We start from the raw sequence: 25,607 nt of genomic DNA, 5'->3' as shown, positions 1-25,607 counted from the left end.
TCGTAATGGGCTGCCGTTTGCTAGTGCTACTTTGCCTCTTGCTGCCGGCCTGGGCGGCAGACTATCCGGCCGGGCCTGTGGGCAAGGTCGAAGTGGTCCTGCAGACTTGGCACGACACTGCGCGTGACCGCGACTTGCCGATCAAGATCTACCGGCCCGAAGGAGCAGGCCCGTTCCCCGTGGTGCTGTTCTCGCATGGGCTGGGCGGTTCGCGCGAAGGCGGGCGTTTATGGGGCAACTACTGGGCGGAACATGGCCTGATGGCCATCCATCTGCAACACCCAGGCAGCGACCAGGCAGTCTGGCAGGAGGCGCAAGGCAGCCGATTCGGGGCGTTGAAATCAGCCGCCAGTGCCAAGCAGTTGCAGGCGAGGGTGGCCGACGTGCGTTTTACCCTGGACGAACTGGCGCGCCGTAAGGCTGGCAAGGACCCGCTGGCGGTCCTGGCCGACACGGCGCATGTGGGTATGAGTGGCCACTCCTTCGGCGCGGTGACTACGCAATCGGTGGCGGGCGAGCGTTTCCCCTTGTTCGGTGCCCGCATGAGCGAGCCCAGGCTGGTCGCCTTCCTGGCGTTCAGCCCCAGCGCCCGAGGGAATGCCGATGCAAGCTTTGGCGCGATTGAGCGCCCCTTCTTTTCAATTACCGGTACCGAAGACGCCGACCCGCTCGGCAGCGGGCTGACACCGGCTGACCGCCTGAAGCCCTTTGCCGCCATGCCCAAGGGCGGCAAATATTTGCTGCTGCTGACAGGTCGCAACCATATGTTCTTCGGTGGCGACCATGCGGCGGTTGCTGGTTCGGTGGAGGCACGCCAGCAGGCCTTGGTCATGCAGACCAGCCTGGCTTTCTGGCGCGCCACACTGCAAGGTGACGAAGCGGCCAGGGCCTGGCTGCGGGATGGCGCCATTCAGCAGGCCGGTGCCGCCGAGGCCCGCCTGGAGAGCAAGTAGGCCGCTCTAGCGGCTTGCCATCGCCGCTTCCAGCAAGGCCCTGAGCTGCTGGGCAATGGCACGCAACTGCGCTGCATCATAGCCCTCGATCTTGGGTGTATGGATATGCCCGACCGGTAGTGTTTGCAGGCCCAGTTGGTCGCGCAACCTCACAGCGCGGTAGGAGATCTCATTGCTGAGGTAGCCGCCGCCTCCACCCTCGACCGCGGTCTTGCCATATAGCGCAGCCAGGCCACCTGCCGCCAGGCGGGTGTTGGGGACCACCGTGACCCAGCGATTGTCGATGACTTTATAAGGGCCTGGCACGCGCTGCATGGCAGCGGCAGGCAGCGAGAACTCGACGAACTCCGCACCATCCAGGGGGCGGCCTGCCAACTGCGGTATGACCGGTTGCTCGCGGCTGCCTCCGGCGCGTACCCCCAGATTGTCCGGTGCCAGGGCAGAGCGGCGGCGGCCGGGGAAGCGCTCCAGGTCAAAGCCTTCGCGGCCCATGCTGACGGTGACCACCATATCTACCTGTGGTTGTCCCTTGGGCGACGGAACAGACTGTCCCCGGGCCTGCCTTGCCGCCTCCAGCCAGTCCTGCGCAGCCGGTTGTTGTGTGGTCAGCCAGGGGCTTAGAAAGTGCTCCACGATCCCGGCGTCGAAGTCGGCATAACGCACCGGGAACAGCGCTGTCTCGATGCGGGCCTTCTGGCCATTCATCACCAGTTCGGTGCCATCCAGCAACATGGCGGCAACGCCCGAAGGGTTGCTCTGGTCGATATTCAGATCGAGACGGAATGGGTCAAAACCAGTCAGCAGGATGCGCTTGATCTTGCGATCTGCGTCGAAATGGATATCGTCCATGCCGCGGCTGGTCTGCTCCAGCGTCAGCAAGGCGGCCTCGCGGTCGGCAGGGAAGATGGGGAAGGCCGGTTTGCTGTCGCGCACCGTGCGGGTCAGCGCCAGTCGGGTCCAGTAGAGCGGTCGGTCATCAAGCTCGGCCTGGGTCTGTAGCCGGGCTCTGGCCGCTTGCCATAGCTGTTTGCCATAGCGGCTGACGACAGCTTGCGCCTCCAGGGCGTCGCGGCTGGCTGCCCAGTCGCGACTGAAGTCGGCCTGCAGGCTGGCGAAGGTGGTCAGTGCGCTGGGGAGCTTGGCTGCTATCTGCGGCAGGCGGGCTTCTTCCGGTGTTTCAGCATGGCATGACAAGGCAAGTAGCAAGGCAAGCAGAGCGGGGAGCTTCAAGGCAGGTGCTTTCTTTGGGTGAAGCCGCATTGTCGCCTTGGCGCCGATGGACAGGCAACGCATACCCTGCAAGATCACCTTGTTGGTGATCTAGACGTGTATAACACGGCTGTCATCCGCTTGGGCTAAGATGGGCGCCTTCTCAGCGTGGAGATACCATGACCCAAGCCGCCGACTTCCTTGCGCTGGCCCACCGCCTAGCCGATGCCGCCCGTACCGCCATCCTGCCGCACTACCGTACCGGTATTGAGATTGATGACAAGGCAGACGCAAGCCCGGTGACCCTGGCGGACCGTGGCGCCGAGCAGGCCATGCGTGCCCTGTTGGAGGCGGCGCTGCCCGAGCACGGCATCATTGGCGAGGAGTTTGGCCGCATCCGCGAGGATGCGGAATGGGTCTGGGTGCTGGACCCGGTGGACGGCACCAAGAGCTTTATCGTCGGCCGGCCGACCTTTTGCACCCTGATCGGCCTCTTGCACCATGGCAAGCCGGTGCTGGGGATCATCGACCAGGCCGTGCTCGGCGAGCGCTGGGTGGGCGTGGCGGGTCAAGGCAGCAAGCTCAATGGCCAGCCGGTTCGTGTCTCCACTGTCTCGGCCCTGTCTGCGGCACGGCTAGGCTCCACTGGCCCGCAATACCTGCCGGGCGCAGTCGGCGAGCGCTTTGCCGCATTGCAGTCGCAATGCCGCTTTACCGTCTGGGGGGGGGATGCCTACCTCTACGCCCTATTGGCCAGCGGCGGCTACGACCTCGTGGTGGAGAGCGGCCTCAAGCTGCACGACTTCGCCGCCCTGGCGCCGGTGGTGATCGGGGCCGGCGGGGTAATGACCGACTGGCAAGGGCGCGAGCTGAATCTGCACTCCGCCGGCGACGTACTGGTGGCGGCAACGCCCGCATTGCACGCTGCCGCCAGCCAATTGTTGCGCCTTACTGCTTGATCAGGTCAGCCCAGATCTTTTCGAGGCGCTTGACCGAGACGGGGTAGGGCGTACGTAGCTCCTGCGCGAACAGGCCTACCCGCAGCTCTTCCAGCATCCAGCGGAAGGGCTGCAGTACGGCCGGATCGCGACCCTGCTTGCGCCATTTTTCCTGCTCGGCTTCCCAGCGGTTCCATAGCGTCGCCACTTCCTCGCCACGCTGCGCGTCACGTGCCTGGTTGGCGTTGTACTTCTCCAGCCGCAGCTTGATCGCCTTGAGGTAGCGGCCCAGATGGGGTAGCTGCTCCCAAGGTGTGGCGGACAAGAAGCCCTTGTAGACCAGACGCGCCAGCTGCTGCTTGAGTTCGCTCTGCAGCCGTACCGGCTTGGCCAGCAGAGCCTGCAGTTGCTGCTGCTCGGTGGCCACCTCCTGCAGTACCCGGTAGGCGGCATCGCGCACCGCTGGCAAGCGGGTCTTGGCGCGTTGCTTCTGGTTGTCGAAGTCCTTCTTGCTGCGCGGTAGCGGGTCTTCGCCGATGAAAGCCCGGTCGCAGACACAGGCCACCAGGTCGTCCATGAGCGCGTCCGAATCGGCGATATGCCGTAGCAGCAGCGCAGTCTGGGTGAAGTTGGCAAAGCACTTGGGTAGCTGCTTCACCTGCTCCTTGAGTTCGAACTGCATCAAGCGGACCACGCCCTGGCGGTGTGCCGCCACGGCGGCCGACTCGGTGTCAAACAGGCGGATTGCACAGGCACCCTCGTGTGGTACCAGGGCCGGATAACCGGTGAGCATGGCGCCGCCGCGGTCGAAGTTCAGCTTGGCTGGCAGATCACCAAAGTCCCAGCCGCTGATGCCTTCGCGCTCTATCGCCAGGCCGCCGCCTGCAGCTGGCTTGGCGGCTTCAACGGTCTTTTGCTTGCCACCCTTATCGCGGCTGCCTGGCGCGGAAGGGACAGCAGGTGCGGCGGCGACTTCGCGGAAGGTCATTTGAGCGGCCTCGCCGAGCTGGCGGCGCAGCGCCACCAGATCACGGCCGCTGGCAAGTTCCTGGCCGGCGTCGTCGACCACGCGGATATTCATGCGCAGGTGGGCCGGCAGGTCATCGAGGCCGAACTCGTCCACGCTGACCGGTTGGCCGATGCCTCGCCCCACCGCCTGTGCCAGTTGCGGCAGCAGCGCCTGGTAGCGGTCCGCCTTGTCCATGCTCAGCATGGTCTTGGTGACGAACTCCGGCACCGGTACGCACAGGCGCCGTATGCTCTTGGGCAGTGATTTGACCAGCAGGGTGACCTTCTCGCGGATCAGGCCTGGCACCAGCCAGTCGAACGCGGCACCGTTGACCTTGTTGAGCAGGTGCAATGGCAGCTGCACGGTCACACCGTCCAATACGTGGCCGGGTTCAAAGCGGTAGGCCAGCGGCAGGTCCAGGCCATCCAGGCGCAGGGTAGGGGGGAACTGCTGCTCGGTGATGGATTCGCCGGCATGGCGCATCAGTTCGTCACGACTCAGGAATAGCAGCTCAGGCTGCTCCTTCTCGGCCTGCTTGCGCCAGTGATCGAAGCCCTGACCATTGATGATGTCGGCTGGGATACGCTGGTCATAGAAGGCGAAAAGCACCTCTTCGTCCACCAGCACGTCCTGCCGGCGCGCCTTGTGCTCGAGCTCTTCGATCTCGCTGATCAGCTTTTCGTTGTGTTGCCAGAAGGCGGCACGGGTGTTGAAACGCCGCCCGGCCAGCCCCTCTCGGATCATGATCTCGCGGGCGTGCACGGGGTTCACCGCACCGTAATGCACCTTGCGGCGGGCGACCACCGGCAGGCCGTAGAGGGTCACCCGCTCGCTGGCGACAACCTGCGCCATCCCTTCTTCCCAGTGCGGTTCGAAGTAGTCGCGATTGACCAGGTGGCCGGCCATCTTCTCCAGCCACTCGGGCTGGATGGCGGCCACGGTGCGGGCATAGAGCTTGGTGGTTTCGACCAGCTCAGCGCTGACTACCCACTTGGGGCGTGCCTTCTTGAGGCCGCTGCCGGGGAAGATGCTGAATTTGATGGCGCGGGCACCGAGGTATTCATCCTCGTCCGGTTGCTTCATACCGATCTGGCCCAGGAGGCCGGCGCACAGCGCGCGATGCAGCGCATCATGATGTTGCTGGGCGGCTTGTTGGCGTTCCTTCTCCGCCTTCTTGGGCAGCGGCGGCACGTCGCCCTTGGCGGGCGTCTCGGCGGCAGTCGTGGTCGGCAGCTTCCAGCCCATATCCTCGACGATGTCGGCCAGCTGCTTGTGCAGTTCGCGCCATTCGCGCATGCGCAGATAGCTCAGGAAGTTGGCGTGGCATTCCTGTACCAGCAGGCGATTGGACTGCTTGTTCTTGAGCGCCTGGTCAAAGAAGTGCCAGAGGTTGAGCAAGCTCACGAAGTCCGACTTGTCATCGGTGAACTTCGCTTGCGCCCGGTCGGCAGCATCGCGCGCCTCGAAGGGGCGCTCTCGCGGGTCCTGGATGCTCAGTGCCGAGGCAATGATCAGGAGTTCCGGCAGGCAGCCCTCGTCCCGCCCAGCCAGCAGCATGCGGCCGATCTTGGGGTCGATGGGCAAACGTGCCATCTCGTTGCCCAGCCGGGTCAGCGTGCCCTGCTCATCCACTGCGCCCAGCTCGTGCAGCAGGGCGTAGCCGTCGGCGATCAATCGGCCGGAAGGGGCTTCGATAAAGGGGAAGTCCTCGACCTTGCCCAGCCGCAGCGCCTGCATGCGCAGGATGACGGCCGCCAGCGAGGAGCGGACGATTTCCGGGTCGGTAAAGGCCGGGCGGGCGTTGAAGTCCTTCTCGGTATAGAGCCGTACGCACACACCGGCCGATACCCGACCGCAACGACCGGCGCGCTGACGGGCGCTGGCCTGCGAGATCTTCTCGATCTGCAGCTGCTCGACCTTGGCGCGTGGCGAGTAGCGGTTCATCCGCGCCAGGCCCGAGTCGATCACGTACTTGATACCCGGCACCGTGAGCGAGGTCTCCGCCACATTGGTGGAGAGCACCACGCGGCGGCCGTTGGAAGGGCGGAAGACCTTCTGCTGGTCCTCGACCGAGAGACGGGCGAACAGCGGCACGATCTCGGCCCCCATGATGCGCGCGCGGCGTAGCTCTTCGGCGGTCTCGCGGATCTCACGCTCGCCGGGCAGAAAGACCAGCACATCACCCAGGCCATCATGCCGCCATAGGTCCTGCACCACATCGACAACGGCTTCTTCCATTTCCAGGTCGGCGTCGTCCTCGTCCTTGGAACGCAGCTCCTTGTAGCGCACCTCGACCGGGAAGGTTCGGCCCGATACCTCAATCACCGGCGCGTCATTGAAGTGGTGGCTGAAACGGTCGGCATCGATGGTGGCCGAGGTGACGATCACCTTGAGGTCCGGCCGCTTGGGCAATAGTTGCTTGAGAAAACCCAGCAGGAAGTCGATGTTCAGCGAGCGCTCGTGCGCTTCGTCGACGATGATGGTGTCGTACTGGCTGAGGTAACGGTCGGTCTGGGTCTCGGCCAGCAGAATACCGTCGGTCATGAGCTTGACGAGGCTGAGCTCCGAGGATTTGTCGGTGAAGCGCACCTTGTAGCCCACGGTATCGCCGATCTCGGTACCCAGCTCCTGGGCGATCCGGGTGGCGACCGTGCGGGCTGCCAGCCGACGTGGCTGGGTGTGGCCGATCAGGCCCTTTACCCCACGGCCCAGCTGTAGGCAGAGCTTGGGGAGCTGGGTGGTCTTACCCGAACCGGTTTCGCCGCAGACGATGACCACCTGGTTGGCCTCGATGGCGGCCAGCAACTCATCACGCCGCTGGTTGACCGGCAGGGCATCGTCGAAGCGCGGCTTGGGCAGCTTGCCCAGGCGCGCCTGGTAGCGGCCCTGCGATTGCGCGAGCGATTGCGCCAACTCGGCTTCGATGCGATCGGTCGGTTGTTTCTGCTTCTGGCGTTCACGCAGGTTGCGCCATTTCTGGCGTAGCGGATGGTGGTCGCGAAGCAGACAGGTTTCCAGGGCTAGGTCGAACTGGGCAGGCAGCATGTCGGGTAAGGCTAGTCGGGCAAGGCGCGATTCTAACCCGTTGTGGGGCGAGAACATGGCCTCGGAATAGGGAAGGGCGCAGGGCGCCCCCTTCTGACTAGAGGGTGGCGGCTTCTAGCTCGGCCAGCAGCGGGACCAATACTCGGTTGAGCTGATCGAGCAATGCGACGTGGTCCAGCGTAGGAGGGGGAGATTCGCGTAACACCTGTTCCAGCGCTTGCTCCAGCGCGCCGGCAGCAGCGATGACCTGACCTGCCCCCATATTGCCGGCCAGACCCTTGAGCGTGTGTGCCAGCCGGTGGGCTTCGACGTACTCGCCCTGCGCCAACAGCGCTGCCATGCGTTCCGGCGCATCGCCGTAGCCGCTGCGGAAGCGCGCCAGCAGGCGCAGGTAGAGTTTGCGGCTGCCATTCATATAGCGCAGCCCTTGCTCGACATCGACGTCACTCAGTACCGGCAGCCCATCCTCCCTTACCCCGGGTGCGGCTTCGTCGGCCTGCGCCGGCTCAGGCTCGACCTTGCCCAACCAGCGGGCGACCAGCTGTGCCAACTGGTCCGGCTGAATGGGCTTGGTGAGGTAGTCCTGCATACCCTCGCGCATGCAACGGTCGCGGATTTCGGCAATGGCGTGGGCGGTCAGCGCCACGATGGGCAGGCCGGCCAGTTCGTGATGTTGGCGGATCGCCAAGGTCGCACTGTGGCCGTCCATCTGCGGCATTTCCAGGTCCATCAGTATCATGGCGTAGTGGCCGGGTGGGGCCGCGAGTACCTTTTCGACCGCTTCCTGGCCGTTTTCGGCGATATCGACGCTTACCCCCATCATGGCCAGAAGCTCGGTGGCGATCTGCTGGTTGATACTGTTGTCCTCCGCCAGCAGCACGTGCTGGCCGGCATGCGCTTGGCTGGGGCGCCAATGCTCAGCAGTCGGCAAGGACATCTGCCTGGCCGGCAGTTCGACGTCCACCTGCTCGGGTAGATCAAAGCGCAGGGTGAAGTGGAAACGCGAGCCCAGACCGAGCTGGCTGTCCACCGAAATGTCACCGCCCATCAGTTCGACCAGTCGGCGGGAGATGGACAAGCCGAGACCGGTGCCACCGTACTTGCGGGTAGTGGAGCCATCCGCCTGGGTAAAGGGCTGGAACAGCGAACGCTGCTGCTCTGGCGTCATGCCTATGCCGGTATCGGTGACCGAGAAGGACAGGAGTGTGGTCCTGGCGCCGCTCTCGATCACCTTGATCGCCAGCTCTACAAAGCCATCCTCGGGGGTGAACTTGACTGCGTTGTTGACCAGATTGATCAATACCTGGGTCAGGCGCAAATGATCGCCCAACAGATGGCGCGGGGCCTCGGGCGCCACATCGATACGGAAGTGCAGGCGCTTTTCAGCGGCCTTCTGGCTGGTGATGGTGGCGAGATTGGTCGCGACGTCATCCAGCAGGAAGGGAGCGATCTCCGTTTCCAGCTTGCCGGCCTCGATCTTGGAGAAGTCGAGGATGTCGTTGATGATGGCCAGCAGGGATTGACCGGCGCGATGGATCTTGCCGATATAGTCGCGCTGTTGAGGCGAGAGATGGGTCTGCAGGGCCAAGTGGGCAAGACCGATGACCGCGTTCATCGGAGTACGGATTTCATGGCTCATATTGGCCAGGAAGTCCGATTTGGCACGGGTGGCAACCTCGGCTCTGTCCTTCGCCACGATCAGTGCCTGTTCTGCCTCGCGCCGGCTGGTTACGTCCTGCATCACCCAGACCAAACCTTCCTCGGGGTTGGTCGGGTTGACCCGCTTGGCGTGGGAGACGCACCAGATTTCGCTACCATCCTTGCAGCGGAATGCGATATCGCTGGCCAGCACGCTCTGCCCTGGCGGTAGCCGGTGTTCCGGTTCGGCCATCGCCAGATAGTGTGCCTCGTCACCAAACAATGGCTGTGCAGCATGGCCGATCAATTCGCCGGAACCATAGCCCAGCATTTGCTCGAAGCTGCTGTTGCAGCGAACGATCAGGCCGCCCCGCAGAAAGGCTATGCCGGTCAGGGCATTGGCCAGGATGGCCTGTTGTTCATGCACAGCAAGGTTCAATTCCTCTGTCCGATCAGCAACTCGCCTCTCCAGAATCAGATTGCGCTGGGTGAGGTTGTGGATACGGGCGCGATAGCCCAGTACCACGGTCAGCAAGATCAGGGCAGCCACCAATGTGCGGAACCACCAGGTGGCCCAGAAGGGTGGAGTGATCGTGATTTCGAGCCGTGCGCCCTCGTGGTTCCAGACGCCATCCTTGTTGGCGGCGATCACCCGGAAGACATAGTGCCCGGGGTCAAGATGGGTATAGGTGGCGAAGCGCTTCTTGGCATCGGTGTACAGCCAGTTGCGATCGAAACCTTCCATCTTGTAGGCGTAACGGTTCTGCTCGGGGGCGGTAAAGCTCAGACCTACGAATTCGACGGTAAAAACCGAATCCTCATGCGAGAGCGTCAGCGAGCGGGCTGCTTCGATGGCGCCATCAAGGTGGACGCGACGCGCGATGCGCGGGTCTGTCACAGACTGGTTGAAGATCTGGAAATCGGTGATCACCACCGGCGGCGGCTGGGTGTCGGGCTGGATCTGGTCCGGATAGAAGGCCGTCAACCCCTTGGTACTGGCGAAGTAGAGACGACCGTCATGCGCGCGCAGGGCATTGAAGTTGTTGATGTAGCCGCCCTTGAACAGCCCGTCGCCGGGCTGGTAACGCTTGATGCTGCCGGTTGCGCGCTCTAGCCGGGAAATCCCGCTCATGGTGCCGAACCAGATATTGCCACGCGCGTCTTCCTGGAGGGTGCCTATCATTCTCTCGGCGGCTTCGCCCTGGTTGGCATAGTGCAGGAACTGTGTCTGACCCGAGGGGCCGTGCTGGACGAGGTCCAGCCCGAGATCTGTCGAGACCCAGATGGCGCCTTCGTGGTCGGCGAACAGGTTGGCGATGTTGTCGCTGCTGGGGCCGTTGTTTGGTGCACCCTTGCCGGCGGGACTGCGAAAGTGCGTAAAGTGGCCAGCCCCCGCTTCGTCATCAAGGCGATCCAGCCCGCCGCTCCAGGTGCCGACCCAGATACGTCCCTTGGCGTCCTCGGCAATCGAGGTCACCGCGTCGGCTGCCAGGCTGTCAGCCCGACCGGGTTCGCGGCGGAAGGTGCGGCTCTTGCCAGTGATTGGGTCGAACTTGTGTACGCCGGCGTTGCTACCGGCCCAGAGATTGCCGTGACGATCCAGCATCATGCCCTGGATCTCATTGGACTCCCTGTGGCCATTGGCAACGGGGAAGCGTTGGAAGCGCCCGCTGGAAGGGTCGAAGCTATGCAGTCCACCCAGGCTGCCTATCCAGAACTGCCCATGGCGCCCATGCAGGATGCTGGTCAGCCTGTCGTCGGTCAGCGTGGCTGGCGCCCCCTTGGCGTGCCGATAGACCTTGACGTTGCCGGTGCGGACATCCAGGCGGTTGAGCCCCCCTCCATAGGTGGCTACCCAGATCAGCCCCTGCTTGTCCTCGATCATGCCGAAGACCTTGCTGCTGCTGAGCCCACCGGTACCTGCACGTGCTGCGATATAGCGGCTGAAGCCGCCTTGGGTGCTTGGTAGGCGGTTCAAGCCTTCCGCATAGTGACCTATCCAGATTGAGCCGGCGCGATCCTGTGCTAGGGAATAGACATCGTCGCTGGCCAAGCTGCTCGGGTCGCCGGGCTGGTTCACAAAGCTCTGGAATTCATGGCGTTCCGGATCGTATTTGAATAGCCCGTCTGTGCCGCTGCCTACCCATATATAGCCGTCGCTATCTTCCATCAGCGCGTAGACCTGCATGTCCAGCGGCTTGCCGTTGGCAATATGCGATTTCCAGCGCAGTTCCGGGTCGAGTAAGGAAGCGGTCTGCAAACCGTCGATACCACCTATCCAGAGCTGATCATGCCGGTCGATCAACATGGTCCGAATGTCTTCCGCTTTGTGCTTGTCGGTCGCGGCGAAGGTGGGAATATGGGTGAAACGATGACTGGTTACGTCGAAACGGTACAAACCCATGCGCGTGCCTAGCCAGAGTTGGCCGTGCTTGTCGCGCTTGATGTTGTTGACCCAAATCTCCCCGAGTGCAGTCGGGTTGGGTAATGGCGGAACCCAGCTCTGGAATTGGCCAGTCGAGGGTGAGAAATGCTGCAACCCGTTGCGCGTACCTAGCCAGAGGCCGCCGGTGCCATCGTCGATTATCGCCTGGACAAAGCGCGATTGCTTATTCGCTCCCGGCAAATCGGGTGGTAAAAACGCCTTGAACTTCCCGTTCGCCGGATCGTAAAGATGCAAACCGCCGCCGGTTGCAACCCATAACTTCCCCTGCGGATCCTGGTGCAATGCATTAATCGTTGGATCGAGCAGGTTGCCGGCTTCCTGGGCATTGCTGCGGAACACCTTCATTCCGTGGCCGTCATACCGATTCAGGCCAACCTGGGTACCGAACCAGATGAAGCCCTGCTTGTCCTGAAGAATGCTGCGGACTTGCTCGTGAGATAAACCCTGCTCTATGCCCAATGTTTCGAAACGCGGATCACTTGCGCCCTGCGCAAAGCAGAGAGTACCCAGCATCAACCATTTCAAAAGCAGAAGCCGGGGATGTAACAAGGCGCGAAAAGACGTTTTTCGATGCATAAGTAGTTGCAGTTTTGGCTCAATTCAATCTGCTGTGATTAAATGCCGCATTTAATGGCTTGACAGTGTAGCGTGGCAATATACGCTGAGAAGCTGAGGCTAAGCGTGTCGTTTTGAATCAGTGTTGAGTTAAAGGAGACAACCATGGCGAAATCGGACGTCCAAAAAGAAGTAGTGCAACTGCAGGCCAAGCTGGAAAAAAACAGCCGTCTGCGACTGGAATTCCTGGGGCAATTGTCCATTTTGTTGCGCCAGCATGGCGTTACCGTGTCCGATGAGACGTTGGCTAGTTTAACCCTTAGCGCCGCCGGCTTGTCGGTTGCCGACACGATGGGTGGCCCTCCTATGCACAACGCACCTGCCGATACCCCGGCCCAAAAACCTGCGCCGAAGCCTGCTCCCAAGCCGGCCTCGAAGGCAGCTGCCAAGCCTGCCGCGAAGGCTGCAGCCAAGCCTGCTGCCAAGGCTGCCGCGAAGCCGGCTGCCAAGCCCGCCGCCAAACCGGCTGCCAAGGCTGCAGTGAAGCCCGCGGCCAAGCCCGTCGCAAAAGCAGCTGCTAAGCCCGCTGCCAAGCTGGCCGCGAAGCCGGCTGCCAAGGCCGCCGCCAAGCCCGCCGCCAAACCTGAAACAGCCGCACCGGCAACCTCCGCTGCAGTGAAGCCGGAAGAGGCCAAGCCTGCAGTGGCCAAGTCTGCCGCGAAGCCCGCTGCCAAGAAGAAGTAATCGCAATCGATGGAGGCGCGGCAGCTGACCCTGCAGCTGACCTGGGCTTGCGACATCCGTTGCGCCCATTGCAGTCAGGATCATGTGCGCACCCATCTGGATCTTGCTGTGGCGAAGCAGGCGATCGAAGGCCTGCTACGCCATGGCGAGATCAATCGCCTCAGTTTTACCGGGGGCGAACCCTTTTTGCGTTTCGACGCCATGCTGGAGCTGGCAAGGTTCGGCGCGCAAGCGGACTTGAAGTTCGGTATTGTCACCAACGCCCGTTGGGCCAAGAGTGCCGAAAAGGCGCACCAGCGCCTGGCGCAGCTGGCCGAGCACGGCCTGGATGTGCTGGTCATCAGCCACGATGAATTCCACGAGGCCTTCGTTCCCGATGAGGCCATTGCGCATCTTCTGAATGCAGCAGAGCAGTTGGGTGTCGCAACACAGTTCTATGTGTCGCGCAACGATACAACTCCCATCCCCCTTATCCAGCAGTGCCTGAGCGAACGCTTTGGTGTGGCTGGCGATCAGGTCCTAGTCAGGGATGTCGTCCCCCTTGGGCATGGTGCGGCCTTGCCTATCTCTACGCTGGCGCGTTCCTATTTCGAGCAGGACAGGGAGTGCCCGGTACGTAATGAATACAATCTCTGGCCGGATGGCGAGATGCTGCCCTGCTGTTCGGCAGGCACGCATATCGGTTTGAGCCTCGGCAATCTGCAACACGACAGTATTGATACTCTGGTGGCACGGCGGCGTCAGTCTCGTCTCCTGGGCATGCTGCACAGGCATGATATGGCCGAACTGGTTTTACGCCTGCCTGAGCCGATAGGTACCCGGCTGGCGTCTCAAAACTATGTTTCTGCTTGCCATCTATGCCATGCCATCCTGAGTGAGCCGAATATTCATGTCTTGGTGGAGGGCATTGACCCTGAGCAGATCAGTCTGATCGAAAAGGTGCTGCATACACCGGCCGCCCAGGCGCGCCTGACTGAGCGGGTTCGGCAGCTGCGGCGAGCCTGGCCCGGGCCGCCAGTGGTGGCGGTGCCGGGTTAGACGCTGCCTATGGACGGGCGCCTGCTGAGCGAGTGCGGAATACACGCCGCCCATTTGTTTGATCCTCTGCTGTTAAGCCATTTCCTTGCTGATCTGGAGGCCGATATCGGCTGGGAGTCGGCGCGCGTCGCCACGGGGCGGGGGGCTGCTCGGAGAGGGAGGCTTAGGCCGAATGTACGGCAGGCGGAGGTTAATTACCTAGCGGGTCTGCCTGAGGTGATGGCGTGCTTCAAGGCGGGTGTACGACAGCACCTCGTGCCGCTGTTGCAGGAGGCTTACCAGACCCGCATCGCACTACCCATGGAATGCAGTGCTGTGCGCTATGGGCCGGGAGGACATTTCCAGGTCCATGTTGATAACGGCGAAGGGCTGGAGCACCGGGCATTCTCGGTGGTCTGCTACCTGAATGATGGGCTGACAGGCGGGGAGACCCACTTCCCGGACCTGGAGCTGGCGGTCAGGCCGTCGGCGGGCTTGGCCATTGCCTTTCCGTCAGGCTATCGGCATGCGGCTCTGCCGGTGATGGCGGGGATGAAGTACGTGTTGGTCTGCTGGCTGGCGGGTGCGCCGGCAGTGAAATGGATATAGATAGCGGGTAGGGTAGAAAAGCAAAAAGCCTGATCGTGAGATCAGGCTTTTGACTGTTGGCGGAGTGGACGGGACTCGAACCCGCGACCCCCGGCGTGACAGGCCGGTATTCTAACCAACTGAACTACCACTCCTAATGTTGCCTTGATGACAACATAACTTGGTGGGCGATACTGGGATCGAACCAGTGACCCCTGCCGTGTGAAGGCAGTGCTCTACCCCTGAGCTAACCGCCCGAAATCTGTGTTTCCGATTTCGGAAAGGCGCGCATTTAATCACGCCTGGCCAAACTGCGTCAAGTGCTTCGCTGTTTGGCGGATCGCTGCAAAATTACGGGCAACAATCCTTTGAAACTTGGCGGAGTGGACGGGACTCGAACCCGCGACCCCCGGCGTGACAGGCCGGTATTCTAACCAACTGAACTACCACTCCGCTGTTGGCTCGTTACGACTTGGCGTCGTTTCGAGGGGGCGGATTAGAGCATGGGGCTTCGAGGTGTGTCAACGCCGGTTCGGCGGAAATTCGCAAAAATTCTTTCCGGTACGGCTCGATGTGTCCAGCGCTTGGCAGCTGGGTTTGCGCCAGGGAGCAGGAGGGGCTTGCACTGCTGGCGGCGTAAGTATTCGTTTCCAAAAGGATTCTTGTTTTCGGTTTCATTCTTGGTGGAATGGGCGGCGGGTTTGTCGGCTAAGTGATGTCTTCTTGAAACATTCTTTATGGGTGCTCACAAAAAAATTTTCGTCATGGGGCTAAACAATTGCAGGATGGCGGCATATCGGGCTTGCTGTTATAAATGCACGCCTTGTGTTTCGGCTTGCAGGCCAAGCGGTGCTTGCAACCGAGGCATATATGACGGGCTCGATGGCTCTCCATCGTGGTCGGTCACTTGTCCATGCATATAGTCAAAAGAATCTGTTGTCATCGCGGATGATCGTCTCCCTGCCCAACTCGCCCTGGTTTTACCGTTGCCTGAACGCCGTGCTGCTGCTCGTCGTGGCGTGGCTGTCCGCTGGTTTGATCTGGCAGGTATTTGCACCGCGAGCCAAGCCACCGGTCGCGGCGCCGGCCCAGGCCGCCGTCCGCTCCGTCACGCAGGATATGTCTCCCCTCAACGCCCTGTTCGGGCCGCCCAGCGGTGGTGATCTACAGGCATCAAGCCTGAGCCTCAAGCTGCGCGGCGTGATCGCCAGCGAGACGCCGGCGGCCGCGGTGTTCGAGCGCGCGGGTCAGCCTTCGCTGGCTGTGCGTACCGGTGAGGAGATCGAAGCTGGCGTGGTCTTGCTGGAAGTGGCTGCAGATCATGTAGTGGTCGATAACCATGGTCGTCGCGAGCGTCTTGAGCTTGATGCCAAGGCGGCAGCCCAGGGGGTGCTACCCGCGGCCGATGCGCCTCCACCTGCACCGTCCCCGATGATCGTACCGGCCGGTCCAGTCTCCCTGCCGCCGCCTGTTGCACCTTCTGGGCGCATGTCTATGGCGCCGCCCGGCGGCCGGGGCGGTGATGAGCGTAGCCTTAGCCGGCAGGCCCTGGTTGCCGGCATGCAAGGCCTCAATGTCGCCGATTGGGCGCGTGGTCTTTCGGATGCCCCCGCTGGCGGCATCATGGTCGAGAGCGCCGCTTCCCAACCCTTGGCCGGGCCGCTGGGTCTGCAAAGCGGTGACATCCTCAAGTCAGTCAACGGTGCCGCGCTGGCGCGTAAGGGCGATATTTCCGCCCTCTACGGCGCATTCAGCAGCGCGTCTGCCATCCAAATCGAAATCCTGCGCAATGGCACGCCGATGAGCCTGCGCTATCGCATCGAGAGCCACGCCAAGCCATGAACAAACTCAAGTCCATCGTCCTCGCGCTGATGCTGGCCGGCCAGGTAATGGCGGCGGATGACAAGGTGATGCTCAACTTTGTCAATTCGGACATCGATTCCACGGTCAAGGCGGTGGGGCTGATCAGCGGCAAGAATTTTGTACTCGATCCGCGCGTCAAGGGCACGGTCAACATCGTGTCGTCCAGCCCGGTACGCAAGCAGGATGTCTACGAGATCCTGCTCTCGGCACTGCGCCTGCAAGGTTTTGCCGTGGTGGAAACCCCGGGTGCTGTACGTATCGTTCCCGAGGCGGATGCCAAGCAGAACTATGGCGTAACGGTAGGTAGCAAGCTCAACGCCGGTGGGGACCGCGTGGTGACCCAGGTCTATCCGCTCAAGCATGAGTCGGCTACCCAGTTGGTTCCCATCCTGCGGCCGCTGATCACGCCCAACAATACGATTTCGGCCTACCCCGCCGGCAATATGCTGGTGATCACGGACTACGCCGACAACATCAAGCGCCTCAACCAGATTCTGGCCAATATCGACCAGCCCAGCGGTGCCGACCTGATCACGCTGCCCCTGAAGTACGCCTCGGCGGTTGAAGTGGCGCAGATGCTGGGCCGCCTGATGCCCGAGGTATCGGTTTCCGGCACCAGCGTGGCTGCCGTGCCGGGGGCACAGCTCGATGGCGTCAAGAAGACCACGGTGGTGGCCGATGCACGCGCCAATACCCTGATCATTCGCGGCGACAATCCGGCCCATCTGGGCCAGATCAAGAAGATCATCGATAGCCTGGATCGTGAAGGCGTGGCCGGCGGCAATATCCATGTCATCTACCTGCGCAATGCCGATGCCACCAAGCTCGCTGCAACGCTGAAGGCCATCCTGACCGGTACCGATGTGCCGCAGCCGACCGCCAGCACCTTTACCAGCGTGAGTGGTAGCACCAGTGGTACAGGTACAAACGGCGCGGGCGCCGTCACTACCACGCTGCCCAGCAGTTCCGGCAGTACAAGCGGCGGCGGACAGATCGCCAACGGTGTGGCCATCCAGGCCGACCCAACCACCAATGCGCTGATCGTGACTGCGCCGGATAATATCTACAACAATATCCGGGCGGTGATCGACAAGCTTGATGCACGCCGCGCCCAGGTTTACGTCGAAGCCATGATTGCCGAGGTATCGGTGAGCAAGGGGGGCGAGTTTGGCATCCAGTGGCTGGTCGGCGGCGGCAACAAGAGTGTCAACGCGGTGGGGCTGAGCAATATCGGTACCGATACCAGCAAGCTGACCAGCATCGCGAGCGCGATCTCCAGCAAAACCCTCACAGCAGTCCCGACGGGGCTCACCCTGGGCGTGGTCAATGGCAGCCTTACCGGTGACGGCAAGGCACCGACCCTGGGCATGATCGCCACGGCGATCGAATCCAACGGCGACGGCAACGTGCTGTCCATGCCCAATCTGCTGACCCTGGACAACGAAGAGGCCAAGATTCTCGTTGGCCAGAACATTCCCATCGTCACCGGCACACAGTCCTCGACCGGCGCCAACCAGAATCCCTTTACCACGGTGGAACGCAAGGACGTTGGTATCTCGCTCAAGATCAAGCCTCAGGTGTCTGAGGGCGGTGCCATTACCATGCAGGTCTCGCAAGAAGTCTCCAGCATCGATACCGAGGTTAACACCTCGGGTACCGGCCTGGCTACCAAGAAGCGGACCATCGATTCCAAGGTGTTGGTCGACGATGGCCAGATCATCGTGCTCGGCGGGCTGATCGAAAACTCTTCCAAAGAGAGCAATAACAAGGTGCCCCTGCTGGGCGACATCCCCTTCCTCGGCAACCTGTTCCGCTATGAGAGCCGCAGCAACTCGCGTACCAATCTGATGGTCTTCCTGCGTCCGGTCATCCTGCGTGACGGCAAGAGCGCTGCTGCACTCAGCGGCGACCGCTACCAGGAGCTGCAGGCTGCACAGGCCGGTTACCAGCCGGAAAAGCGCTGGATGCTGCCCGATCTGCCTACGGTAACCCTGCCTGCCCTGGACGTGCGCCAGTCGGCGCAGCAGCCGGCAGTGGATGCAGGTACCAGCAAGCCATGAATTATCAACGCCTGGCCAGCTACGGCTTTGCCCGCAATCGTGGGGTGGTGGACATCGCCGAGCAGGATGGCTCGGTCGATGTGCTGCTGCGCAAGGGGGCTGACCTTGCAGGATTGATGGAGCTGCGCCGTTTGTTGGGCAGGCCGGTAAATGTGGAGGTACTGGAGGGGGCGCAATACGACGCCCGGTTGGCACAGCTGTTCTCCCGCCAGGACAGCCACTCCGCCGATGTCGCCGAGGATGTCGCGGCGGACCTGGATCTGGGACGCTTGGCTCAGGAACTGCCGGCCATCGAGGACCTGCTGGAGGCCGAGGACGATGCCCCCATCATCCGCCTGATCAATGCCCTCCTGACCGAGTCGTTGCGCGAAGGGGCGTCCGATATCCATATCGAGCCTTTCGAAACCCGTTCGGTGGTGCGCTTTCGTATCGACGGCAAGCTGCGTGACGTGATCGAGCCCAAGCGGGCCCTGCATGCGGCCATCGTTTCGCGTATCAAGGTGATGGCCAATCTGGACATCTCCGAGAAGCGTTTGCCGCAGGATGGCCGGATTACCTTGCGTATCGCCGGTCGGCCGGTGGACGTACGGGTGTCCACCCTGCCTACCGGGCATGGCGAGCGTGCCGTGCTGCGTCTCTTGGACAAGTCGGCCGGCCGCTTGAATCTGGAAAAACTGGGCATGGTCGGGCAGACGCTCGCCACCATGCATAAGCTGATCGCTGAGCCACATGGCATTGTGCTCGTCACCGGGCCGACCGGCTCGGGCAAGACGACCACCCTCTATGCTGCGCTGGCGGCCATGGATGCTTCCACCACCAATATCATGACGGTGGAGGACCCGATCGAGTACGACCTCGACGGGGTGGGACAGACCCAGGTGAATGCCCGCATCGACATGACTTTTGCACGGGCCTTGCGCGCGATTCTGCGACAAGACCCGGACGTGATCATGATCGGTGAAATCCGTGACCTGGAAACCGCCCAGATCGCGGTGCAAGCGTCGCTGACCGGCCACCTTGTGCTGGCCACCGTCCACACCAACGATGCACCGGGGGCTATCACCCGGATGGTAGACATGGGCATTGAGCCCTTCCTGCTTGCTTCCAGCGTGATCGGTGTACTGGCCCAGCGCCTGTACCGCCAGCTGTGCCCGGCCTGCAAGCAAGCCTATACGCCGGACGAGGGCGAGCAGGCTGCCTTGGGTCTGGCTACGCCGCAGCCGCTTTACCGGGCGGTGGGCTGCGAGCATTGCAACCAACTTGGCTATAAGGGCCGGGCGGGCATCTACGAGCTGTTGACCGTCGATGACGAGATCCGCCGCCTGATCCACGACGGTGCCAGTGAAGCCAGGATACGTGAGCATGGCCAGCGCTGCGGCATGCGTAGCCTGCGGGCGGACGGTGTCAGCCAGGTACTGGCAGGGGCGACCACGCTGGAGGAGGTGCTGCGGGTTACCCGCGAAGGTTGACCATCAGCCTGGTTTGCCTGGATAAACACAAAGGCCATCCGCAAGGATGGCCTTTGTGTTTTGTGCTGCCAGAGAGGGCATGCCTCTCTGCCGGCAATGCGGGTCAGACGAAGAACTTGGTTGCCAGCCAGAACAGGCCGGCTGCCAGCGCGATGGTGGCCGGCAGGGTCAGTACCCATGCGATAACGATATTGCGTACCGTGCTGCCTTGCAGGCCGCTGCGGTTGGCTACCATGGTGCCGGCCACGCCGGAGGAGAGTACATGGGTGGTCGATACCGGCAGGCTGAAGACGTTGGCGGCGCCAATGGCCAGCACGGCGATGATCTGGGCACTCATGCCCTGGGCGTAGGTCATGCCCTGGCGGCCAATCTTCTCACCCACGGTCTCGACTACGCGCTTCCAGCCCACCATGGTGCCGATGCCCAAGGCCAATGCCACGGCAACGATCACCCAGAATGGGGCGTATTCAGTGGTGGCAGTGAGGTCCTTGCGCAGCTTTTCCAGGTCAGCCTTGTCGCGGCTGGAGAGGTCCGGCAGCTTGGTGATCTTCTTGGCGGTATCGTCGAGGCAAAGCAGGGAGCGACGCACCTGGGCACGGGTATCCGGCTTCAGGTCGTGGTAGTCGCGGACGTTGTTGATCACCAGCAGCAGGTCGCCGATGGTCTTCTGCGTCTCGGTGGCCTCGCACTTGAACTTGGCCGGCATTTCGCTGCCATTGCCGTTATGGCCGGTACGTAGCTGCTGTGCCAGCTTGGCCTCGTTGGCCTGGTAGAAGTGCTGCAGGTAGATGGCGGCGTCGCGGGTGCGCTCGATCTGGTAGGTCGTGCTGCCGGCATCCAGCGCAAATTGGCTGGGTACGATGCCGATCAGCACCAGCATGATCAGGCCGATACCCTTCTGGCCATCGTTGGAGCCGTGCACAAAGCTCATACCCATGGCCGATAGCACCAGGGTCAAGCGGTTCCAGAACGGAGGGTGTTTCTTGCCATCAATGGCGCGACGGGTTTCCGGTGTCTTGTGCATCTTGGAAAGCGGCAAGAAGCGCAGGAAGACGTACAGCAGCAGACCGGCCAGCAGGAATCCGAACAATGGCGAGAGGACCAGCGAGAAGCCGATCTCGATCGCCTTCTTCCAGTTGATGCCTTCGGACAGGGGAATGCCGGTGATCAGTGCATTGGCCATGCCTACACCCAGGATGGAACCGATCAGCGTGTGCGAACTCGAGGCCGGAATGCCGAAGAACCAGGTGCCCAGGTTCCAGAGGATGGCGGCGGCCAGGAGCGAGAACACCATGGCGAGGCCATGGCCGGTATTGACGTTGATCAGGAGGTCAACCGGCAGCAGGTGAACGATGGCGTAGGCCACGCCCACGCCACCCAGCAGCACGCCGAGGAAATTGAAGATACCGGAAAGTACTACGGCCTGGCGTGGTGGCATGGCCTTGGTATAGATGACGGTGGCAACCGCATTGGCTGTGTCGTGAAAGCCGTTGATGAATTCGAAGGCAAGCACGAAGCCAAAGGCGAGGACCAGGCTGGTGGCGACCCAGAAGTCCAGCCCGCTGAAGAAATCAAACATGAAGAAATTGTGAAGATTTGGTGACCGGCGGATTATCGCAGCAACTGGGCCAATATGCCCGGCTAAGTCGCAGAATTTCATTCAGTCCATGGGCTTTTACGGATGACGACTGTCCCCGGAATCTGCAGCCTGTCCCGCCCGTACTGCAGTGTATCGCCACCCGCTCGCCGTACCTGAGAGCGGGGCCTAGGCTGTCTCCATAGCGTAGTCCTGCCCGCAGTGGGCGGAGCGCAAGAGCGTGAGGGGAGTCACCATGAGTAACAGCGAATATCTGGACGTGACACCGGGCAAAGACCTGGAACCGCCGCGGCGGATGCTGCCGCGCAAGCGTCGCCGCCTGGGCAGGGCACTGCTGCTGACGCTGTTCGTGCTGGCACTCCTTGGTGCTGTGGCGCTCTCCTTGGGCGTGGGGAGCGGCAGCATCAGCATGGATATCAATGGCGAGCCGCTCAATGCCATGCAGGCCTTCGTGCTAGTGGTGGCCGGTTTGATCATCGCTGCACTGGGTGTGGCCTTTGGCGTGGTCACGGCGGCCTTGGTTGTACTGTGCGTGTTCCTGCTCTTGTTGTTCGTGTTGCTGCTGACGGTCGGCTCCTTGCTGCTGGCCCTGGTGCCGGTCTGGCTGCCCATCGTGCTCGTAGTCGGTATCGTGGTCTGGCTGGCACGGCGTTAAGCACGCCGCTCGGTGGTCCGGCCAATTGGCCGGGCCGCCGCCGGGGTGCGACAATGGCGCTTCATTTCCTAGCCGGTGCCCGCCATGCCTGCCATCCAAGCCCCTCTGCGCCACATCGTCCTGTTTGCCTTCAAGCCCGGCGCACCCCTGGCCGACCTGCTGGCGCAGTTTGCAGCCTTGCCCGCCCAGATCGCCGAAATCCGCTCCTACGAGCACGGCACCGACGTCAGCCCGGAAAACCTGGCGCAAGGTTATACCCACGTTTTTTTGCTGACCTTTGACGATGCCGCTGACTTGGGGCTTTACCTGAACCATCCCGCCCATGTGGCCTTTGTCGGTGAAGTGCAGCCCTGGCTCGAGAAGGCGCTGGTGTTCGACTACCTCGCGGCCTGACCCCGCTCGGAAAAGTCGCCTTGAGGTACCGTCCTTCAGTATGCTGGAGGCTTGTTTGCCGGAGGAGGGCACCATGAAGTACTACAAACTCGATCAATCCCAGATCAAGCAGCTGGCACCAGGCCATGGCCTGTGCATGGTCACCGACATGATCACGGTAGAGGGCTACCCGGTCAGCTATATGTATCGGGACGAGCCTGAAGACGAGGCCGATAGCGGTTGGCGTTTCTTCGCCGGTAATGAGAGTGACCAATACATCGACAACCCCAAGAATTTCAGCCTGCTCGATGTCAATGTGGTGGCCAACTACGACCAGACCATCATCCCACTGCTTGATTCGCCGGTCGGTTCGGCCTTTGACAAGGGTGGCGAAGGCGATACCTTCTACGACGTCAGCGAATAACGCTACCCCTGCTTAGATAAAAGCCCCTGGCTATCCGGCCAGGGGCTTTTGCATTGGTCGCGCCCTATCCTCAGCCCGAGCGGCCGACGATGGCCGCCGTGGCGATCAGCTCTTCCAGCAAGGCCATGGAGACCTTGCCACCAAGGCTGAACGGATCGATGCCGGGTCGTTCGGAATACTTCAGCAGGGTGGAGGGATTGACCTTGCTCAGATTGACCTGCCCCATGGTCCAGCCGGAGAAGTGCCGTTCGGTGATCTCCTCGAAGTGCAGCAGCTCCACCTCGCGGTGCCGTGCGTCGCAGCAGATGGTCTTGTAGAGCGTGGAGACTTCCTTGCGGCCACCTTCCAGCACCTGCATGAAGATGCCCCCGGTGTAGCAGAGGATGCCCGTGATGCCATTCTCGGCATTGTGCGTGCGCGACTTGAGCAGGATGGTTTCGAGCAGCTCGTGACAGGTCGGTTCGGCGGCACGGCTGGCATAGAGCAGGCGGACGAGCATGGCGTAACTCCTCTGTAATGCCCCTCGCTCGCATCAGCGAGCGCAGGGCGGATCATTCGGCGGCCCACGGTATTTTGCCGATGGCCGCAGCTGCCTTAGCCGCGCTTGTTATTGAGCAGGGCCAGGAATTCGCGACGCAGATTGGCATCCTTGAGGAAAGAGCCACGCATCACGCTGTTGATCATTTTCGAATCCATGTCCTTCACGCCCCGCCAGGTCATGCAGAAATGGTCCGCCTCCATGACGATGGCCAGCCCGTCCGGGTTCATCTTGTCCTGCAGCAGGTCGGCGATCTGGGTGACGGCTTCTTCCTGGATCTGCGGACGGGACATGATCCACTCCGCCAGCCGGGCGTACTTGGACAGGCCGATCAGGTTGGAATGCTGGTTCGGCATGATGCCTATCCACAGCTTGCCCATGATGGGGCAGAAATGGTGCGAGCAGGCACTGCGCACCGTGATCGGCCCGACGATCATCAATTCGTTCAGGTGCTCGACATTGGGAAATTCGGTGACCGGTGGCTCGGCGACATAGCGGCCCTTGAATACCTCGTTGAGGTACATTTTGGCCACCCGGCGTGCCGTATCCTGGGTGTTGTGATCACTATCGGTGTCGATCACCAGGCTTTCCAGCACCGACTTCATCTTTTCCTGCACCTCGTCAAGCAAGGCTTCCATTTCGCCGGGCTCAATAAAGGCTGCGATATTGTCGTTGGCATGGAAGCGATACTTGGCCGCCTGGATGCGGGCGCGAATGCGCTCGGAGACGGCGGGTGCCGCAGGTGTAGGGTGTTCGGGGCTGGTATCGGAGCTCACGCTGTAAATCCTGTAGGTGGTGGCGTGCCATCGGCGGCAGGCGCGGTTGCGACAGTCAGGCTGTCGCTATAAATGAGGGCGGCCACACCTATTGGCAAGGTAGGTGGCTGCGATAGAGGCTGGCTTTAAGCTTGCCCTGATTGTAGCTGGGCCAAAGCGGCACGCAATTCTGCGACCTCCACCTCCAGCTGGGCCACGCGGGCTTCCAGTGCTTCGTTGCGCGGCGCTGGGCTGGCTGCAGCGTAGCTCTCTACTTCCACTTCACCGCAGAGCAGATGAGCCCAGCGGTTTTCTCGGGCGCCGGGTTGCCGCGGTAGCTCCTGCACCAAGGCGCCGTCAGCTCGCTCGCTGAGCTCGGCCAGAAAGGCCTCCACGGTGGAGATATCGGCAAACTTGTGCAGCCGCTCGCAATTGATACGCAATTCTCCCGCCGTCTGCGGGCCGCGCAGCATCAGCACGGTGAGGAGGGCCACCGACTGGCTGGGCAGCCCCAGCACCCGCTCGGCGTTGTGCGCGTAGCGGCTTACCCGGCCACCACTGCTTTCCATGATCAGCGACTGCGAGCGCAGGTTGGCCAGGGCTTCGGCAACCTCGGCTTCGCTCGCATCCATGACCGGGTCGCGGCTGGTTTTCTGGTTGCAGCCGGCGGTCAGTGCATTGAGCGATAGAGGATAGGTGTCGGGAGCCGTGCGCTGCTTCTCTATCAGTACGCCTAATACGCGGGCTTCCAGCGGGGAGAGTGAGCTGAGGGTGGTCATGGATGCTTCGTCATACTGAGAGGCAGTCATTATGCCTGCTGTGTCCTGTAATGCAGAACAGCCCGGTAAACCGGGCCGTTTCCTTTTCCTCCAACCAGGTCGATCAGGGGTCGATCAGGGTGACGGTGGCAGTGGATTGCCCACCATGGCCGTCGCTGACGGTGTAGGTGAAGGTATCCATAAAGAAGATCTGCTTAGGGTTAAAGACCAGGTGGCTGCCCACGATGTTGACCGTACCCATGCTGGGTTGCGTGACCGAGATGATCTGCAAGGGGTCACCATCAGGATCGCTGTCATTGGACAGTACGTCCAGATCGGAAGGCTTGACGCCATTGACATAAAAGGTATCACCTTGCGAAACCGGGGCGCGGTTATGTGTCGTTACATTGACGGTGACCGTCGCTTGGCTGCTCTGGCTGCGGCTGTCCTGGACGGTGTAACTGAAGCTGTCCTGACCGCTGAAGTTGGCCGGTGCCTGGTAGCGGACCTGGTTGCCATCGATCTGTACCTGGCCGTGACCGGCAGCGGTGGCCGAGACAAGCTTGAGGGTGTCACCAACGTCCGGGTCGCGGTCGTTCGCCAGCACCGGGAAGAGGGTGATGCTACCGGCCGCTACGCTGTAGCTATCGGCTTGGGCGATCGGTGCGCGGTTGGACCACTCACGCTGGCTGGTCTGCGTCTGAGTGCGCTCTTCGGTGCGGTAGACATCCACGGTGCGCTTGTGCACGGCGGGGTTGCGCAGCGAACGGCGTAGCCAGGCCGGCTCCTGCTCGATCACTTCGCGATGGTAGGTGACGGCCTGTTCCGGGGCGGGCACGGTTTGGGCGGGGACTTCGGTCAGCTGTTCGGTTTCGACCTTGGTGACGAACTCGAGGTCTACGCGACGGTTCTTCTCACGGGTGTCAGGCTTGGCCGGGTACTTCGGTTCCCGCTTTCCCTTGCCTTCCAGTATG

The 25,607-nt window shown here is 62.0% G+C and carries 19 protein-coding genes, 3 tRNA genes and 1 pseudogene; 11 read left to right on the top strand and 12 right to left on the bottom strand.

What is annotated here, in order from left to right; genetic code table 11:
• Positions 1-5 precede the first annotated feature (5 nt).
• Entirely contained in the window at positions 6-953 is a 948-nt protein-coding gene (locus VIM95_RS16360; protein ID WP_331987822.1) for a hypothetical protein, read from the top strand.
• A 6-nt stretch (positions 954-959) separates the two neighbouring features.
• On the opposite strand, the gene VIM95_RS16355 is transcribed toward VIM95_RS16360, so the two are convergent.
• Complete coding sequence (locus VIM95_RS16355; protein ID WP_331987820.1) at positions 960-2,183, bottom strand: hypothetical protein; 1,224 nt, start codon at positions 2,181-2,183, stop codon at positions 960-962.
• 158 nt (positions 2,184-2,341) lie between these two features.
• Here VIM95_RS16355 and hisN point away from each other — a divergent pair, with 158 nt between their 5' ends.
• Complete coding sequence (gene hisN, locus VIM95_RS16350; RefSeq protein ID WP_331987817.1) at positions 2,342-3,121, top strand: histidinol-phosphatase; 780 nt, start codon at positions 2,342-2,344, stop codon at positions 3,119-3,121.
• Here the strand turns inward: hisN and hrpA are convergent.
• The 3 genes and pseudogenes from hrpA to VIM95_RS23420 form a co-directional block, all read right to left on the bottom strand.
• A complete protein-coding gene (gene hrpA / locus VIM95_RS16345; protein ID WP_331987815.1) occupies positions 3,111-7,154 on the bottom strand; it encodes an ATP-dependent RNA helicase HrpA in 4,044 nt (1,347 codons plus the stop codon). The genes hisN and hrpA overlap by 11 nt on opposite strands.
• A gap of 97 nt (positions 7,155-7,251) precedes the next feature.
• Complete coding sequence (locus tag VIM95_RS16340; RefSeq protein ID WP_331987813.1) at positions 7,252-11,196, bottom strand: two-component regulator propeller domain-containing protein; 3,945 nt, start codon at positions 11,194-11,196, stop codon at positions 7,252-7,254.
• A 288-nt stretch (positions 11,197-11,484) separates the two neighbouring features.
• A pseudogene (locus VIM95_RS23420) lies at positions 11,485-11,751 on the bottom strand (ligand-binding sensor domain-containing protein); the annotation flags it as partial.
• Between the two features lie 207 nt (positions 11,752-11,958).
• Here VIM95_RS23420 and VIM95_RS16335 point away from each other — a divergent pair.
• The 3 genes from VIM95_RS16335 to VIM95_RS16325 all read left to right on the top strand — a co-directional run bounded on the left by VIM95_RS16335 (position 11,959) and on the right by VIM95_RS16325 (position 14,163).
• Positions 11,959-12,537, top strand: coding sequence for a hypothetical protein (locus tag VIM95_RS16335; protein ID WP_331987811.1), 579 nt, complete (start codon positions 11,959-11,961; stop codon positions 12,535-12,537).
• Positions 12,538-12,546: 9 nt separating this feature from the next.
• On the top strand, positions 12,547-13,575 hold the full coding sequence (locus VIM95_RS16330) for a radical SAM protein (RefSeq protein WP_331987808.1): 1,029 nt from the start codon (positions 12,547-12,549) through the stop codon (positions 13,573-13,575).
• Between the two features lie 255 nt (positions 13,576-13,830).
• Entirely contained in the window at positions 13,831-14,163 is a 333-nt protein-coding gene (locus tag VIM95_RS16325; RefSeq protein WP_331987807.1) for a 2OG-Fe(II) oxygenase, read from the top strand.
• Between the two features lie 57 nt (positions 14,164-14,220).
• Here the strand turns inward: VIM95_RS16325 and VIM95_RS16320 are convergent.
• The 3 genes from VIM95_RS16320 to VIM95_RS16310 all read right to left on the bottom strand — a co-directional run bounded on the left by VIM95_RS16320 (position 14,221) and on the right by VIM95_RS16310 (position 14,595).
• Positions 14,221-14,297 (bottom strand) — tRNA-Asp (locus tag VIM95_RS16320).
• 27 nt (positions 14,298-14,324) lie between these two features.
• A tRNA-Val gene (locus VIM95_RS16315) sits at positions 14,325-14,399 on the bottom strand.
• Between the two features lie 119 nt (positions 14,400-14,518).
• Positions 14,519-14,595: transfer RNA gene (locus VIM95_RS16310), tRNA-Asp, on the bottom strand.
• A 495-nt stretch (positions 14,596-15,090) separates the two neighbouring features.
• On the opposite strand from VIM95_RS16310, the gene VIM95_RS16305 reads away from it, so the two are divergent.
• From VIM95_RS16305 to gspE, 3 genes are read left to right on the top strand one after another with little or no spacing between them, the layout of a single operon-like run.
• The gene (locus tag VIM95_RS16305) at positions 15,091-15,984 is read left to right on the top strand and encodes a type II secretion system protein N (protein ID WP_331987804.1); all 894 of its coding nucleotides are present in this window, start codon (positions 15,091-15,093) and stop codon (positions 15,982-15,984) included.
• Positions 15,981-18,065: a type II secretion system secretin GspD gene (gene gspD, locus VIM95_RS16300; protein WP_331987802.1), complete on the top strand. Its 2,085-nt coding sequence runs from the start codon at positions 15,981-15,983 to the stop codon at positions 18,063-18,065. The genes VIM95_RS16305 and gspD overlap by 4 nt, the downstream gene beginning before the upstream one ends.
• Positions 18,062-19,534 carry a type II secretion system ATPase GspE gene (gspE, locus tag VIM95_RS16295; RefSeq protein ID WP_331987800.1) on the top strand — a complete coding sequence of 491 codons (1,473 nt, stop codon included), beginning with the start codon at positions 18,062-18,064 and terminating at the stop codon, positions 19,532-19,534. The genes gspD and gspE overlap by 4 nt, the downstream gene beginning before the upstream one ends.
• A 103-nt stretch (positions 19,535-19,637) precedes the next feature.
• Here gspE and VIM95_RS16290 read toward each other — a convergent pair whose 3' ends face one another.
• A complete protein-coding gene (locus tag VIM95_RS16290; protein WP_331987798.1) occupies positions 19,638-21,113 on the bottom strand; it encodes an inorganic phosphate transporter in 1,476 nt (491 codons plus the stop codon).
• A gap of 253 nt (positions 21,114-21,366) precedes the next feature.
• On the opposite strand from VIM95_RS16290, the gene VIM95_RS16285 reads away from it, so the two are divergent.
• The 3 genes from VIM95_RS16285 (at position 21,367) to VIM95_RS16275 (ending at position 22,582) form a co-directional block, all read left to right on the top strand.
• Positions 21,367-21,786, top strand: a complete 420-nt coding sequence (locus VIM95_RS16285; RefSeq protein ID WP_331987796.1) for a hypothetical protein — start codon at positions 21,367-21,369, stop codon at positions 21,784-21,786.
• Positions 21,787-21,870: 84 nt separating this feature from the next.
• Positions 21,871-22,179: a Dabb family protein gene (locus tag VIM95_RS16280; RefSeq protein WP_331987794.1), complete on the top strand. Its 309-nt coding sequence runs from the start codon at positions 21,871-21,873 to the stop codon at positions 22,177-22,179.
• 73 nt (positions 22,180-22,252) lie between these two features.
• Positions 22,253-22,582: a DUF2185 domain-containing protein gene (locus VIM95_RS16275; RefSeq protein WP_331987791.1), complete on the top strand. Its 330-nt coding sequence runs from the start codon at positions 22,253-22,255 to the stop codon at positions 22,580-22,582.
• Between the two features lie 70 nt (positions 22,583-22,652).
• On the opposite strand, the gene VIM95_RS16270 is transcribed toward VIM95_RS16275, so the two are convergent.
• From VIM95_RS16270 to VIM95_RS16255, 4 genes are all read right to left on the bottom strand, one after another.
• Positions 22,653-23,081 (bottom strand): BLUF domain-containing protein, encoded by a 429-nt coding sequence (locus VIM95_RS16270; protein ID WP_331987789.1) that lies wholly within the window; start codon positions 23,079-23,081, stop codon positions 22,653-22,655.
• Positions 23,082-23,176: 95 nt separating this feature from the next.
• Positions 23,177-23,896, bottom strand: a complete 720-nt coding sequence (gene folE / locus VIM95_RS16265; RefSeq protein ID WP_331987787.1) for a GTP cyclohydrolase I — start codon at positions 23,894-23,896, stop codon at positions 23,177-23,179.
• A gap of 125 nt (positions 23,897-24,021) precedes the next feature.
• Positions 24,022-24,654: a YceH family protein gene (locus tag VIM95_RS16260; protein WP_331987785.1), complete on the bottom strand. Its 633-nt coding sequence runs from the start codon at positions 24,652-24,654 to the stop codon at positions 24,022-24,024.
• A gap of 103 nt (positions 24,655-24,757) precedes the next feature.
• The coding region (locus VIM95_RS16255) for an Ig-like domain-containing protein (RefSeq protein WP_331987783.1) at positions 24,758-25,607 on the bottom strand (850 nt) is incomplete at its 5' end.

Origin of the sequence: Chitinimonas sp. (assembly GCF_036568685.1) — a bacterium.
GTDB lineage: Bacteria > Pseudomonadota > Gammaproteobacteria > Burkholderiales > Chitinimonadaceae > Chitinimonas.
The sequence above is the reverse complement of the archived record's forward strand: the minus strand, read 5'-3'. Positions and strand labels throughout refer to the sequence as shown.

Excerpts from the sequence above, each read along its gene's own strand:
- VIM95_RS16360 (WP_331987822.1), top strand. The coding sequence starts at position 6 with ATGGGCTGCCGTTTGCTAGTGCTACTTTGCCTCTTGCTGCCGGCCTGG.
- hisN (WP_331987817.1), top strand. The coding sequence starts at position 2,342 with ATGACCCAAGCCGCCGACTTCCTTGCGCTGGCCCACCGCCTAGCCGAT.
- hrpA (WP_331987815.1), bottom strand. The coding sequence starts at position 7,154 with ATGCTGCCTGCCCAGTTCGACCTAGCCCTGGAAACCTGTCTGCTTCGC.
- VIM95_RS16340 (WP_331987813.1), bottom strand. The coding sequence starts at position 11,196 with ATGGGTTTGTACCGTTTCGACGTAACCAGTCATCGTTTCACCCATATT.
- VIM95_RS16335 (WP_331987811.1), top strand. The coding sequence starts at position 11,959 with ATGGCGAAATCGGACGTCCAAAAAGAAGTAGTGCAACTGCAGGCCAAG.
- VIM95_RS16330 (WP_331987808.1), top strand. The coding sequence starts at position 12,547 with ATGGAGGCGCGGCAGCTGACCCTGCAGCTGACCTGGGCTTGCGACATC.
- VIM95_RS16305 (WP_331987804.1), top strand. The coding sequence starts at position 15,091 with ATGATCGTCTCCCTGCCCAACTCGCCCTGGTTTTACCGTTGCCTGAAC.
- gspD (WP_331987802.1), top strand. The coding sequence starts at position 15,981 with ATGAACAAACTCAAGTCCATCGTCCTCGCGCTGATGCTGGCCGGCCAG.
- gspE (WP_331987800.1), top strand. The coding sequence starts at position 18,062 with ATGAATTATCAACGCCTGGCCAGCTACGGCTTTGCCCGCAATCGTGGG.
- VIM95_RS16290 (WP_331987798.1), bottom strand. The coding sequence starts at position 21,113 with ATGTTTGATTTCTTCAGCGGGCTGGACTTCTGGGTCGCCACCAGCCTG.
- VIM95_RS16285 (WP_331987796.1), top strand. The coding sequence starts at position 21,367 with ATGAGTAACAGCGAATATCTGGACGTGACACCGGGCAAAGACCTGGAA.
- VIM95_RS16280 (WP_331987794.1), top strand. The coding sequence starts at position 21,871 with ATGCCTGCCATCCAAGCCCCTCTGCGCCACATCGTCCTGTTTGCCTTC.
- VIM95_RS16275 (WP_331987791.1), top strand. The coding sequence starts at position 22,253 with ATGAAGTACTACAAACTCGATCAATCCCAGATCAAGCAGCTGGCACCA.
- VIM95_RS16270 (WP_331987789.1), bottom strand. The coding sequence starts at position 23,081 with ATGCTCGTCCGCCTGCTCTATGCCAGCCGTGCCGCCGAACCGACCTGT.
- VIM95_RS16260 (WP_331987785.1), bottom strand. The coding sequence starts at position 24,654 with ATGACCACCCTCAGCTCACTCTCCCCGCTGGAAGCCCGCGTATTAGGC.